This window comes from Pseudomonas sp. FW305-7 (assembly GCF_058786735.1).
The window spans coordinates 1-13,313 of record NZ_JBYSZA010000041.1 but is presented as its reverse complement, the minus strand read 5'-3'; the positions used below and the strand labels follow the sequence as shown (position 1 = coordinate 13,313).

Below are 13,313 nucleotides of genomic sequence, written 5' to 3'. Positions count from 1 at the left end.
ACGGCACCTTCGGGTGCCGTTTTTGTTTTGTGCGGTCTCTTGATCTTTATCGCAACGCTTTCACCATTGGCACACACGCCAGTTGCAGACCCGAAGGCGATTGATAAATCGCACTCCCCTCCCCGACGTAACCGCAACGCCGGTAAAAGTCGGCAGCGTTCAACGTTGCGTCCAGACACACCTCTGTCAGCCCCAGCTCTCGCGCCAGGCTCTCAAGAAAATACAGTACACGCTGACCCAACCCCCGCTGCATGAAATCAGGAAGAATAAAGATCGCGCCGATTTCACGATGCTGCAGATCAAGCATCCCGGTCGCTACCGCTTCACCGTCCACGCACCCCAAATAGAAATGCTTTGCCATGAGTGTGTCGTAACCGTCCTCGGCCGAACCTCTCGTCCAATCGAGCATTTGCTGCTCGCTGTAGGCACCGATGCACTGATGCCGAATCGCTAGTCGCCGGATATCGAAGGCAATCTGGGCATCGTCCGGGGTCGCTCTTCTGATTTCGAACATTTCTCTCTCCATGAGCCATGTGCGGACGGGCAATGAAAAAGCCCCGTCCATTTCTGGCGGGGCTTCGGGTAACACGTGAAATGGAAAACACGTATGACCTTATGGCCCGCCGGAAGCGGTCATAGAGGAGCACATCATGTTCATTCGGTGTTGGGTATTCATTGGGCGATAGTGCTGTGGATTGTTCCGACGCGTCAATCGCGAAGTTTCCCCTAAACCCATGTGGGAGCGTGGCTTGCCCGCGATGACGCCGGCACATTCAGCATCATCATTGCCTGACCCAACGCTTTCGCGGGCAAGCCCGCTCCCACAGGTTTCAGTGGTGTTCATAAATCCAGGTACACCCGCATGGCTTGGCGTTACAGCCACATGACGAAATTGTAATTCCCGCATCACCTTGGCGTTATCCGCAGCTTGCAACGATGTCACCCGGCGACCATGCCGGCGGGCCCTGCCCCGCCGAACAATAAAACCCACGCCGAAGCACGTTCCCGTTCTGCCGAACCCAAGGAGTGTTTGATGGTTAACAATACAAAAATATCGATGGCCGCTTTAGCGGTGGTGGTTGGCTCCGGGCCGTCCATGGTGTTTGCAGAAGAAAAAGCCGAGGGCTTTATCGAAGGCAGCAGCCTGACGGTGCTCAACCGTAATTTCTATTTCAATCGTGAGCACCGCAACGGCCAGTCCAGCCCGACCGGCAACGGTTATTCCGAGGCCTGGTCGCACGCGGTGATCAGCAAGTTCGAGTCCGGCTTTACCCAAGGCACCGTCGGGGTCGGTGTTGATGCGTTTGCCATGATCGGCTTGAAACTCGACACCGGTGACGGGCGCAACGGTGGCCGCAGTTCGTTTGATGTGCTGCCGGTCAACAGCGACGGCGAGGCGCGGGACGAATACACCAAGATCGGGGGGGCCGCGAAAGTGCGGGCATTCGATACGGTGGTCAGGGTCGGTGATGTATTCCCGGCAAACCCGGTCGTGGCGGCGGGTGACTCTCGTTTGCTGCCAGAAAGCTTTCGCGGCGTGACAGCGACCAACACCAGCATTGAAGGTCTGTCGGTGCAGGGCGGTCGACTGCACGCGATGAGCCAACCGGTGTCCAGCGACATGCGCGAGAACTTCGCGACCTTCTATGCCGGCCCGGTCAATTCGCCGTGGATCGCTTACGGCGGCGGCGACTATGTGATGAACAAAAACCTCAGTTTCAGCCTGTACTCCAGTCGTCTCAAGGATGCCTGGAATCAGTACTACGCCGGCACGGCGTGGACATATCCGCTGTCGGATGACTTGTCGCTGTTTGGTGGTTTGAATTACTACAAGGCAGTCGACGAGGGCAAACAACTGCTCGGCGAATTCGACAACAACATCTGGAGCGGCCGTGCCGGCGTGAAGTTCGGCGCCCACTCCGTCGCCCTCTCCCACCAGCGCAACAATGGTAATGACGACTTCGATTACCTGCGCCAATCCGACTCGATCTTCCTCGACAACTCCATCCAGTACAGCGACTTCAACTCGCCGAAAGAGCGTTCGTGGATGGTGCGTTACGACCTCGACATGACGACCTACGGCGTGCCCGGTCTGTCGTTCATGACCCGTTACGCGCGCGGCACCGATGCCGATTATTCCAACGCCAACGCGGTGTACATGCGCCGGGATGCCGAAGGTAACCCGCTGACCGATCAGAAGCGTTGGGAGCGCGACATCGAAGTCAAATACGTGGTGCAGAGTGGTTCGATGAAAGACCTGTCATTGCGCTTGCGCCAGGCCACAACCCGCGCCACGGCGTTTGAGTCCGATCTGGATGAAGTTCGGGTGATTGTCGAATACCCGTTGGCGATTCTCTGAGTTCACGAGCACAACACATTCACCTTTAGAAGCTCCTTGCTCCTTTGGTAAGAGGTGAATCTTTTGGCGTCCTTCGGGGCGCCTTTTTTATGCCCGGTGTTTAACAGACAGAGTGGCGAGAGCGCTTGTGACCCCAAGAACTATCAGGTAAAGAGTGGCGTTCCGACGTTCCCTACACCTGAATCGGAGTCAGGTGGATCAATTCCAAGGATCAATTGTGCTTGACCTCATTTACCGCGCTTCATGGGGCGTTGTACTGCTGCTGATTTTCCTCAGCGAAGCAATAACGCTGTTTGCCGCCGGGTTCCGGCTCGATCAGATGGAACGCCAATTCATCGAGTCTGACTTTGTCGGCACTGAACGAAAAAGACTGGGCAATGGCCCGTTGGGGCGAATGAAGAGAGTCAGGCAGATTCGCACACTCACCGGCCGAATCACTTACCCCCTTATGCTGGAGCGCCACGCGGTCATGGAGGCCGAGCGCTTACCGGCGCATCTGAAAAAGTGGCTGGCGATGCCACGATGCCTTCTGCGAATGGCTCTGATGGGGGCCTGTCTACTGTTGCTTTGGCTCGGTTTCGAGCGGCTATGTACGACGCTTTCCACACCGGCGAGCGACGCCAAGCTGCTGTACGCGGCAGTCTTGATCGCCTGTGTACTGATGGCAGCTGTGGCGCTGCTCGTGCGGACGTACGTCAGTTTTTTCAAACTGACTGAAATCGAGTCTTTTCTGAAAGAGTCCTACTTCGTCGAACGAAACAGGCGGGTGCTGGGTGACAGTGTTTATGGCCGCTCCTGCCGCCTGTACCACATCTCGAACATTCTGTTCCTGGACTATGGCTATCTGCAGGCCAGTGATCCCGATGCCATTCCCGAGATTGACCGTTTCCCGTTGCCTCTGCGGCAGTGGGTCAATATTCCGGCCCGGATGTTTGGCTACTCTGTTCCGGGTTTTGTCGCGGTTTACTGCACGGCGTGGATCTTCGCAGTGTTCGCCTGACGATCAGTCTTTCAATAAAACGCGGCCTGGATAGCGCCGCGTTTTTTCACCCCTCTCGGCAGATTGATCAGCCAGCAGGCTCGACGTTATCCAAAGCCCTGTTCACCGCCAGTTCACCGAGCATCACAACTTGGGCAATCCCCAGAATCGTCTTGCGATGCGTGCCTTCCAGCAGCGCGGCGAAGTCGCCGAGCATGACGGAGGCGGAGGCCAGGGATTCGCAGGCGTTGGCCAGCAGGGATTCGGTGTCGGCTTTGGGATTGGCCAGGAACATCTGATTGGGGGTGTAGGGCGTGGCCATGATGGCGGCGCTGGGTTTGAGGTAAAAGTCGAGGGCGCGGTCGGCGGCTTTGTGGAGTTTTCGAATATCGGCGGAGACGTAGGGGGATGTTGTGTCGGCGTCCGCTGGAACGGTTGTTTCCGGCGGATTCGGCGTTGGCTTTTTCATGTTGTTTCTCCTTCTGAACGATGAAGCTGATCCATTCGGTTCCACGCGAAGGGGTGGCAGCTGTACGCAGGTTGGAACCCGGGGAACGGAGAAACCCGGCAGACTCGAAAGTCTCCCGCGCACAGCCGCCATAACAGGCTGCACACCGTGAAGGTGCGCAAGCATACGTCATGAATGACGCTTTGGCGCTGACACGTTCTCCGGGGTTCCAATCCCGATCGCTGATTTGGCAGCGACATCCACACACTAGAGAGCCGACGTCCGACGGACAACCTGAAAACATTGTGGGAAGGTTCTGCGATTGACCTACACACTTAAACATCCCGAAGCGAAATACAGATCGTGATATTGCAATACCCCCGGTGTCGGCTATCCACCGCTGTTCCGGCAAACGCCCGCCACGCTGTATTTGAGGGTGTTGAGCTGCCCTTGCGAATCTTCATAGGTCATGGCGGTGGGGACGACCGAGCAGGCAGGCTGCGGCTTCACCACGCTGACGATTTTCACCACGTCCAGCTTCATCCCGTACGCGTAATCCCTCACCACAGGCGGCGCTTTGCCCTGGTTGGCGGCGTATTGCGCCATGGCTTTGGCATTGGCGCTGAATGCGCGCTCGAACGCGCGGTCGCCCCCGCCCTCGGCCAGCACATTAATGGACATCGCCATCACCCCAGCGAACACCATCCACTTGATCAATTTCATGTTCAATTCCTCCATAAAAAAGCCCGGCATCGATGCGCGATGACAGGCTTGTTCCAGCATGGCTGCGTTTACAGGTCTTGAGTCTTGTCGTCTTTCTTGTCATTGACGACGACCGGATCGCGGGCCTGTTCGCGGGCAACGTACAGCTCTACGGAGCGGTCGTTGGCGGTCATCATTTTTTCGAAAGTGCGGTCGCCGCCACCTTCGGCCATGGCCAGGGAAGACAACGCCAAAGCTGCGGTAAAGGCACTGATCTGAGCGAATTTCATCTTTGATTCCTCGTTTAAGTAGCTGACGGGATCAAGGTAACAATCCGAACCTATCGGGACGGTGGCGGGGAAATTACATATCCGTTATCTGGCCTTACCCCACCACTGAGCAGCCTGCGCAATACCTGTGGCGAGGGGATTTATCCCCGATGGACTGCGCAGCAGGCCTGCTTTTTTGGGGCCGCTGCGCGACCCATCGGGGATAAATCCCCTCGCCACAGGGTTGTGTTCACAATCAGGTGGGCATTGAGTCCTCATCCCGGCGATGGGCGAGTTGGTACAGCGCCGGCAAGATCAGCAGCGTGAGAATGGTCGAAGACAGAATTCCGCCAATTACCACCGTCGCCAATGGCCGTTGCACTTCTGCACCGGTGCCGGTCGCGAGCGCCATCGGAATGAACCCCAGAGAAGCCACCAGCGCCGTCATCAAGACCGGCCTCAGGCGTGTCAGCGCACCGAGGTTGATCGCATCCGTGAGAGAGCGCCCCTCCTCCCGCAGATTGCGGATAAACGCGATCATCACCAAGCCGTTGAGCACTGCCACCCCGGACAACGCAATAAACCCGACCCCGGCCGAGATCGACAGCGGAATATCGCGCAACCACAGCGCCATGACCCCACCGGTCAACGCAAACGGAATCCCGGTAAACACCAGCAAACCATCCTTCAAGTTGTTGAACATCATGAACAACAACCCGAACACCAGCAGCAATGCCACCGGCACCACGATCTGCAAGCGCTTGGCCGCCGATTGCAGTTGCTCGAACTGCCCGCCCCAACTGGTCCAGTAACCGGCCGGCACCTGCACATCACGCTCGATCACTGCGCCCGCCTCGCTGACAAACGAACCAATATCACGCCCCCGCACGTTGGCGCTGACGATCACCAGACGCTTGCCGTTTTCACGGCTGACCTGATTCGGCCCGAGCACCAGGTCGAGGCTGGCGACTTCTTGCAGTGCGATGAAGCCGATCTGGTTGGCCGCGCCGTTCACGGCGGGCACGGGAATCAGCAGCGCCGACAAGCCATCGATGTCCTTGCGCATGGCATCGGACAAACGCACGACCATGTCGAAACGCCGATCGCCCTCATACAACGTCCCGGCCTTGCGACCACCCACCGCCACGGCAATGGTGTCCTGCACATCACCGACGTTGAGCCCATAACGTGCCGCTTTATCGCGATCAATGTTGATGGTCAGCACTGGCAACCCGGTGGTTTGCTCGACCTTCACTTCAGAGGCGCCGTTGACCTTCTGCATCGCCGTAGCGATCTTCGCGGCGGTGGCATTGAGCACATCCATGTCATCGCCAAACACTTTCACCGCCACGTCACTGCGCACGCCGGAGATCAGTTCGTTGAAGCGCAACTGGATCGGCTGCGACAGTTCATAGTTACTGCCCGGCAGCGCCGCGGCGGCGGCTTGCAGTTCGGCCATCAGGGTTTCGCGGGACTTGCCCGGGTCCGGCCACTGCTCCTTGGGTTTGAGCATCACATAGCTGTCGGAGATGTTCGGCGGCATTGGATCGGAGGCGATTTCGGCGGTGCCGGTGCGGGCAAATACACGTTCGACTTCCGGCACCTTGGCCAGAATCAACGTCTCCAGCCGCTGCTGCATATCCACCGATTGCGTCAGGCTGGTGCCCGGCACGCGCAAGGCTTGCAAGGCAAAATCGCCCTCGCTGAGACTCGGCACAAACTCGCTGCCCATACGGCTGGTGAGCACGCCGCTGAGCACGATCACCGCCACCGCCGCGCCCACGGCGACAGCGCGATGCGACATGACCCAGGCCAGTGCCGGCGCATACACCTTGCGTGCGCCGCGCATCACCGCGCCCTCTTCTTCCTTGACCTTGCCAGTGACGAACAGCGCAATCGCCGCTGGAACAAAAGTCACCGAAAGCAACATGGCACCGAGCAACGCAATCACCACAGTGAACGCCATCGGGTGGAACATTTTCCCTTCAACGCCGCTCAGGGCGAAGATCGGCAGGTACACGACCATGATGATCAACTGGCCAAAAATCAGCGGCCGCCGTGCTTCTTTGGCTGCCGCAAACACTTCCTTGAATCGCTCGCTTCGAGTCAGCAAGCGCCCATGGTGCTGCTGCGCATGAGCGAGCCGGCGCAGGGTGTTTTCGACGATCACCACCGCGCCGTCGACGATGATGCCGAAGTCGAGCGCACCGAGGCTCATCAAATTGGCGCTGACCTTGTTGCTGAACATCCCGGTGAAGGTGAACAGCATCGACAGCGGAATCACCATCGCCGTGATCAACGCGGCGCGGATGTTGCCGAGGAACAGGAACAGAATCGCGATCACCAGGATCGCGCCTTCGATGAGGTTCTTTTTCACCGTGGCGATGGCTTTGTCGACCAAGTGCGTGCGGTCGTACACCGGCACGGCGATCACCCCGACGGGCAACGATTTATTGATCTGTTCGAGCTTGCTGGCGACCGCTTGCGAGACCGTGCGGCTGTTCTCGCCGATCAGCATGAACACGGTGCCGAGCACCACTTCACGGCCGTTTTCGGTGGCCGCGCCGCTGCGCAGTTCGCGGCCGATTTGCACGGTGGCGACGTTCTTGATGCGGATCGGCGTGCCGTCGACATTGGCCATGACGATGTTGGCGATGTCCTCGGTACTCGCCACTTGCCCCGGCGCACGAATCAGCAACTGCTCGCCGCTGCGCTCGATGTAACCGGCGCCGACGTTGGCGTTGTTGCGCTCCAGCGCCGTGACCAGATCGGTGAGGGTCAGCTTGTAGGCGGCCAGGCGTTTCGGGTCCGGGGCAATCTGATATTCCTTGGCGAAGCCGCCAATGGTGTTGATCTCGGCCACGCCCGGGACGTTGCGCAATTGCGGCTTGATGATCCAGTCCTGAATCACCCGCAGATCGGTTGGCGTGTACGGCGTGCCGTCGTCCTTCAGCGCGCCTTCCTTGGCTTCAACCGTCCACAGGAAAATCTCGCCGAGGCCGGTGGAGATCGGCCCCATGACCGCTTCTGCACCTTCGGGCAATTGCTCCTTGGCGATTTGCAAACGCTCGTTGACCAATTGGCGGGCAAAGAACAGGTCGGTGCCGTCCTTGAAGATCACCGTGACCTGCGACAGCCCCGAGCGCGACAGCGAACGGGTCTGCTCCAGGGCCGGCAAACCGGCCATGGCGGTTTCAATCGGGAAAGTGATGCGCTGCTCGGTTTCCAGCGGCGAGAACCCGGCGGCGCCGGTGTTGATCTGCACCTGGACGTTGGTGATGTCGGGCACGGCGTCGATCGGCAGTTTTTGATAACTGGCGATGCCGAGGCCGGCCATGAGCAAAACGGCGAGCAGGACGATGATGCGCTGCTCGATGGCAAACTGGATCAGGCGTTCGAACATGAGGACCTTCCAGGATTAATGACTGTGCTCGGCTGAGGCTTTGCCCAGTTCCGATTTGAGGACAAAGCTGCCGGCGCTGGCGACTTGTGCGCCTGCGTCCAGGCCTTGGGTGACTTCCACAAAACCATCGGCGCGGCTGCCCAGCTCCACGGCTCGCGTCTCGAAGCCGTCGTCGGTACGCACGAACACCGAGGGTTTGTCCTCGACCGTCTGGATCGCAGTTTCCGGCACGGCGACTTTAGCTTCGCGGCTGTCGGTAGCGACCAGCGCGGTGACGAACAGGCCCGGTCGCCAAGAACCCTGCGGATTTTCCAGCGTCACGCGAACCGTTGCGGTACGAGTCTGCTCGCCGAGCAGACTGCCGACGTAAGCCACACTGCCGACCACTTCGGCATTCAGCTCCGCTGCGCTGACCGTGACTTTTTTGCCCACCTGGACCTTGTTCAGATCCTTCGGTGATACGCCGAACGTCACCCACACCCGCGACAAATCCGAGAGGGTGAACGCTGCCGTAGACTCATCGACCACTTCCCCCGGCGTCAGGTGCTTTTCCACCACGACACCGTCGAACGGCGCGCGCAATTCGTAGCGGTTGCCGCCGGTGGCAACCATACTGCCGCTGAGCACGCTGATTTTTTGCCGGGCATTGCTCACGGCGATTTCGGCTTCTTGCAAGGCCTGGCGCGCCTGCAGAAAATCCTGCTCGGCGGAGATCTTGTCCTGCCACAGCTTCTTTTCGCGCTCATAGGTGGTGCGCGCCAAGGCCAAACGGCGTTGCGCTGCCGCCTGCTCGCTGCGCTGATCGGAGATCTGCTGACTGGCGATGACAGCCAGCAACTGGCCCTTCTTCACCGATTGGCCGAGGTTGACTGCCACCGACTCGACCACACCGGGAACACGCGGCACGACGTGGGCGGTGCGGTCTTCGTCGAAACGCACTTCGCCGGGGAACGGCAGGCCGAGGCTGATGGTCTGCGCCCGCGCTTCGACCAGTTGAATGCCGGCGGCGGTGATCTGTTCGGCGCTCAATTCGATGTGGCCTTCTTCGCCATGTTCGCCTTCGGCAGCGGCGCCCTCCTCGGCGTGATCCGCGTGATCGGCATGTTCCGCAGCCTCATCGGCGTGCGCGTCGATAGCGCCGTTGCCCGCCCACATCGAGCCGATGCCGATGCCCAAAGCCAGCGTCGCCGCAGCGACCCCAATCAGTTTTTTATCCATGGAAACTCCTCTGCGCCGTGACTTCGCGCAGTGATCTGAAAAATGAAATTCAAGGGCGGACGCTGAGGTCGCCGAAGATCCGTTCAATGCGTACGCGGGCGTCGGTCGCCTCGCTGACGGCCTGGATGTATTGGCTGCGCGCAGCGATCAGGGTGCGCTGGGCGTCGAGCACATCAAGGAAGCCGAACTTGCCCCTTTCGAAGCCGCGTGTGGCGGTTTCAACCGCACTCTGCGCGGCGGGCAGGATGGTCTGGTTGAACGCTGTGACTTCGCCGTTGGCGGTCTGCCATTGCGCAAGGCTGGTCTGGATTTCCGTGCGCAAGCGTAGCTCGGTGGCGTTGCGCAGATCCCGCGCCTGATCGGTGCGCCGCGCCGCCGCGAGGACGTTGCCCTGATTGCGATTGAACAGCGGAATAGGCATCGACAGGCCGACCACGTTGACCCGCTCGCGCTCGGTTTCGCTGTACTGGCTACCGATGCTCACGGTCAGGTCGGGGATGCGTTGGGATTTTTCCAGCCCCAGCGACGCTTCGCGCTGATCGATCTGCAATTGGGCCAGACGCAGCTCGGCGGTCTCGTTCAGACGCTCAAGCAAACGGTTCGGCGGCGGCACATTGGCGAGGTTTTGCGTCGCGGTTTGCACCGTGGTCGAGCTCGGCAACGGCGCGCCCATGATCTGCGCCAATTGTTGATAGGCGTTGGCCTGATCGCGTTCGGCGCGGCTCAGTTCCAGGCGCACTTCGGAGAGTTGCACTTGCGCCCTCGTACCTTCGACTGGCGATGATTTACCGGCCTCGATCCGCCCTTTCGCCACGCGCAAGCCGTGCTCGGCCAATTGCAGTGACTGGCGCGACAACTGCAAGCGTTGCTGCGCGGTCTGGGCGCCGTTGAACGCCTGAATGACATCGGCGCGCAAGGTGTTGCGCTTGCGTTCAAGCTCGATTCCGGCGGCATCCTGCGCACGGCTGGCGACGTCAATGCGCGCGCCGCGTTTGCCACCCAGTTCGATCGGCTGGCTGAGCTTCACTGTGGTGGTGCGGGATTCGCGGCGGGTGTCCTCGGCCTCCCACGAGACTTCAGGGTTGGGGATCAGGCCAGCCTGTTTGCGGTCGCCCTCGGCGATGCCGATTTCCCATTGGGCAGCGGCCAGATCGGGGTTGCCGGCGAATGCGGTTTGCAGGGCCTGCTCCAGAGTCAGGGTCGATGCGACCGCAAGGTTTGCAGTGGCCAGCAACAGAATGCCGCTGGCTATTTTTTTCAGGCGTGATCGCGCCATCAGTTCTGTTAAACCGGGCAATGGAAGACTTCCTTTAATCAAGAATCTTTGATGCCGCCACGGTAGGGTTTTGAACTTATCGACAAGGTGACTGGAAGATTACAAATCCGTTATCCACGGTTGCAGGAAGTTGTTTTGCTCTAGCATGCGGAGTGCGCAACGCAACTATGCAATACATGGAAACAAATACGCCGAAGTTATCTGCCCAACAGCACTTGCCTGAACGCAACACATAGCTATTTGCACCTTCCTGCTGCGACAGGCTGTCGCAGATGGCCGAATTAAAGGGGTCAAACGTTGACCCTGTAGCCACTACAGCGTTTACCGTGCACGTCACTCAGTTATTTACTGCACCCGGAAGCCCCTACAAAAACAACAACTTTCCCGGCCACCCTTAATTAAATATCCATTAAATAAAAGTGGTGATAGATCATGCGAATCCTTGTGATCGAGGACGAGCTTAAAGCTGCCGAATACTTGCATCAGGGTTTGACCGAAAGTGGTTATATCGTCGACCGCGCCGCCACTGGCGCCGATGGTTTACACCTGGCGCAACAACAGGTCTATGACCTGATCATTCTCGACATCAATCTGCCGGAACTCGACGGCTGGGGCGTGCTGGAGCAACTGCGCCGCACCCACTCCACGCGAGTGATGATGCTCACCGCCCGCGGACGTCTGGCCGACAAGATTCGCGGGCTGGATCTGGGCGCCGACGATTATCTGGTCAAGCCGTTCGAATTCCCCGAGTTGCTGGCGCGGGTGCGCACATTGATGCGGCGCAGCGAAAACATCCCGGTACCGCAAGTGCTGAAAGTCGCCGATCTGGAACTCGACCCGGGCCGTCATCGCGCGTTTCGCGGCGCGCAGCGCATCGACCTGACCACCAAGGAATTCGCCCTGCTGCATCTGCTGATGCGCCAGTCCGGCGAGGTGCTGACCCGCACGCAGATCATCTCGCTGGTATGGGACATGAATTTCGACTGCGACACCAACGTGGTCGAAGTGTCGATCCGCCGGTTGCGGGCGAAAATCGACGACCCGTTTGAGCACAAGTTGATCCACACACTGCGCGGTGTCGGCTACGTGCTGGAGGCGCGGGAATGAAGCCGGCCAGCCTGTCGATGCGCCTGGGTTTGACGGTGAGTATTCTCGGCGCGCTGTTGGTGGTGTTTCTGGCGATCCTCGCGTATTTCGCGCTGACCCATGAGCTGAATGCGCTGTCCCGCGACAGTCTTGAGAAGAAGATGGCGCAGGTCGAGCACAGCCTGTCGCTGTACGTCGACGCCAATGAAATCAGCGGCAAACCGCACATTCTGCTCGATCAGGTCATGGGCCATGACAACCTGACGCTGACGATCTACGACCGTCGCAATTTGCGCACGCCGCTGCTCAAGTCCGGCACCGGCCTGGCTGATCCGCGGCTTGAATTGAAGGTCGTGCGGGCGATCACCGATGACCTCGCCTACTCGACCAGCACCGACGCCGATGGCGCTAAATTCCTCACCGTCTCGAAGCTGATCAGCCTCAAGGACGGCACCCGAGTACCGGTGCTGCTGTCGATGGACAACGCGCACGATCAGGCCTTGCTCAGTGCCTACCTGCGCTCGACGCTGATGGCCTTGCCGTTGCTGCTGATTTTCATTGGCCTGACGGCCTGGGGCGCGGTGCAGCGCGGGCTGGCGCCGATGCGTGAGTTTCGCAAGGTCGCGGCGATGGTCTCGACCCAGGACCTGGACCATCGGCTGTCGGTGGTGAACATGCCGCAGGAGTTGAGCGAACTGGCCCAAGGCATCAACTTCATGCTGCATCGGCTGGATGCCGGGGTGCAGCAGTTGTCGCAGTTCTCCGATGACCTGGCGCATGAACTGCGCACGCCGATCAACAACCTGATGGGCAAGGCGCAGGTGACCTTGTCCCGCGAGCGCACCACCGAGGAATACAAGGACGTGCTGGTGTCCTGCACCGAGGAACTGGAGCGCGTGGCGCGGATTGTCTCGGACATGCTGTTTCTCGCGCAGGTCAGTCATCCGTCGGCGCTGGCGCCTTTTGAATCGGTTGCGCTGGAAGTTGAGGCGACAAAAGTGGCCGATATGTTTTCGCTGTCGGCGCAGGACAAGCAGATTCATTTGAATGTGCTTGGCAACGCGTCGGTGCTGGGTGATCGGTTGATGATTCAGCGGGCGATTTCCAATTTGCTGTCCAACGCCTTGCGGCATTGTCCGTCCGGAAAAACCGTGACATTGCTGATTGAACAAAGCGCAACGCAAACCTCACTGCTGGTCAGCAACCCCGGCGCGGGGATCGAGGCACAGCATCTGCCGCATCTGTTCGACCGCTTCTACCGTGTCGACAGCAGCCGTTCGCGTTCACAGGGCAGCACCGGATTGGGGCTGGCCATCGTCCGTTCGATCATGAGCCTGCATCAGGGTGTGGCCGACGTAAAAAGCCTGCCTGGCGCGATGACCGTGTTCAGACTTGGATTTCCTGCGGTGACTCCAACGGCCCCATCGCTGGCAAGCCAGCTCCCACAATGATCTCGACTGTTCCAGGATTTTTTGGACACCACCGAAACCTGTAGGAGTGAGCCTGCTCGCGAAAGCGGCGGGTCAGTCAATATCCTTGTTGTCTGACACACCGCTATCGCGAGCAGGCTCAC

The 13,313-nt window shown here is 59.4% G+C and carries 11 protein-coding genes; 4 read left to right on the top strand and 7 right to left on the bottom strand.

The features are described 5' to 3' along the window. Nucleotides 1–46: 46 nt before the first annotated feature. Complete coding sequence (locus AC3WMT_RS28820; RefSeq protein WP_103306798.1) at nt 47–514, bottom strand: GNAT family N-acetyltransferase; 468 nt, start codon at nt 512–514, stop codon at nt 47–49. A gap of 519 nt (nt 515–1,033) precedes the next feature. Here AC3WMT_RS28820 and AC3WMT_RS28815 point away from each other — a divergent pair. Together AC3WMT_RS28815 and AC3WMT_RS28810 are read left to right on the top strand one after the other, a co-directional pair. Further along, complete coding sequence (locus tag AC3WMT_RS28815) at nt 1,034–2,359, top strand: OprD family porin (RefSeq protein WP_103306799.1); 1,326 nt, start codon at nt 1,034–1,036, stop codon at nt 2,357–2,359. A gap of 217 nt (nt 2,360–2,576) precedes the next feature. Beyond that, the gene (locus AC3WMT_RS28810; RefSeq protein WP_256583596.1) at nt 2,577–3,359 is read left to right on the top strand and encodes a hypothetical protein; all 783 of its coding nucleotides are present in this window, start codon (nt 2,577–2,579) and stop codon (nt 3,357–3,359) included. A 67-nt stretch (nt 3,360–3,426) separates the two neighbouring features. Here AC3WMT_RS28810 and AC3WMT_RS28805 read toward each other — a convergent pair whose 3' ends face one another. The 6 genes from AC3WMT_RS28805 to AC3WMT_RS28780 form a co-directional block, all read right to left on the bottom strand. Then, the gene (locus AC3WMT_RS28805; RefSeq protein WP_103306800.1) at nt 3,427–3,807 is read right to left on the bottom strand and encodes a DUF6124 family protein; all 381 of its coding nucleotides are present in this window, start codon (nt 3,805–3,807) and stop codon (nt 3,427–3,429) included. Between the two features lie 369 nt (nt 3,808–4,176). Next, entirely contained in the window at nt 4,177–4,509 is a 333-nt protein-coding gene (locus AC3WMT_RS28800) for a DUF2790 domain-containing protein (RefSeq protein ID WP_103306808.1), read from the bottom strand. A gap of 68 nt (nt 4,510–4,577) precedes the next feature. Beyond that, nucleotides 4,578–4,778, bottom strand: a complete 201-nt coding sequence (locus tag AC3WMT_RS28795; protein ID WP_103306801.1) for a co-regulatory protein PtrA N-terminal domain-containing protein — start codon at nt 4,776–4,778, stop codon at nt 4,578–4,580. 235 nt (nt 4,779–5,013) lie between these two features. Continuing rightward, entirely contained in the window at nt 5,014–8,160 is a 3,147-nt protein-coding gene (locus AC3WMT_RS28790; protein WP_103306802.1) for a CusA/CzcA family heavy metal efflux RND transporter, read from the bottom strand. A 15-nt stretch (nt 8,161–8,175) separates the two neighbouring features. Further along, on the bottom strand, nt 8,176–9,378 hold the full coding sequence (locus tag AC3WMT_RS28785) for an efflux RND transporter periplasmic adaptor subunit (RefSeq protein WP_103306803.1): 1,203 nt from the start codon (nt 9,376–9,378) through the stop codon (nt 8,176–8,178). Between the two features lie 49 nt (nt 9,379–9,427). Further along, nucleotides 9,428–10,675 carry a TolC family protein gene (locus AC3WMT_RS28780; RefSeq protein WP_103306804.1) on the bottom strand — a complete coding sequence of 416 codons (1,248 nt, stop codon included), beginning with the start codon at nt 10,673–10,675 and terminating at the stop codon, nt 9,428–9,430. Between the two features lie 411 nt (nt 10,676–11,086). Between AC3WMT_RS28780 and AC3WMT_RS28775 the strand changes: the two genes are divergently transcribed. Further along, nucleotides 11,087–11,761 (top strand): heavy metal response regulator transcription factor, encoded by a 675-nt coding sequence (locus AC3WMT_RS28775; RefSeq protein ID WP_103306805.1) that lies wholly within the window; start codon nt 11,087–11,089, stop codon nt 11,759–11,761. Further along, nucleotides 11,758–13,191 carry a heavy metal sensor histidine kinase gene (locus tag AC3WMT_RS28770; protein WP_103306806.1) on the top strand — a complete coding sequence of 478 codons (1,434 nt, stop codon included), beginning with the start codon at nt 11,758–11,760 and terminating at the stop codon, nt 13,189–13,191. The genes AC3WMT_RS28775 and AC3WMT_RS28770 overlap by 4 nt, the downstream gene beginning before the upstream one ends. Nucleotides 13,192–13,313: the final 122 nt, after the last annotated feature.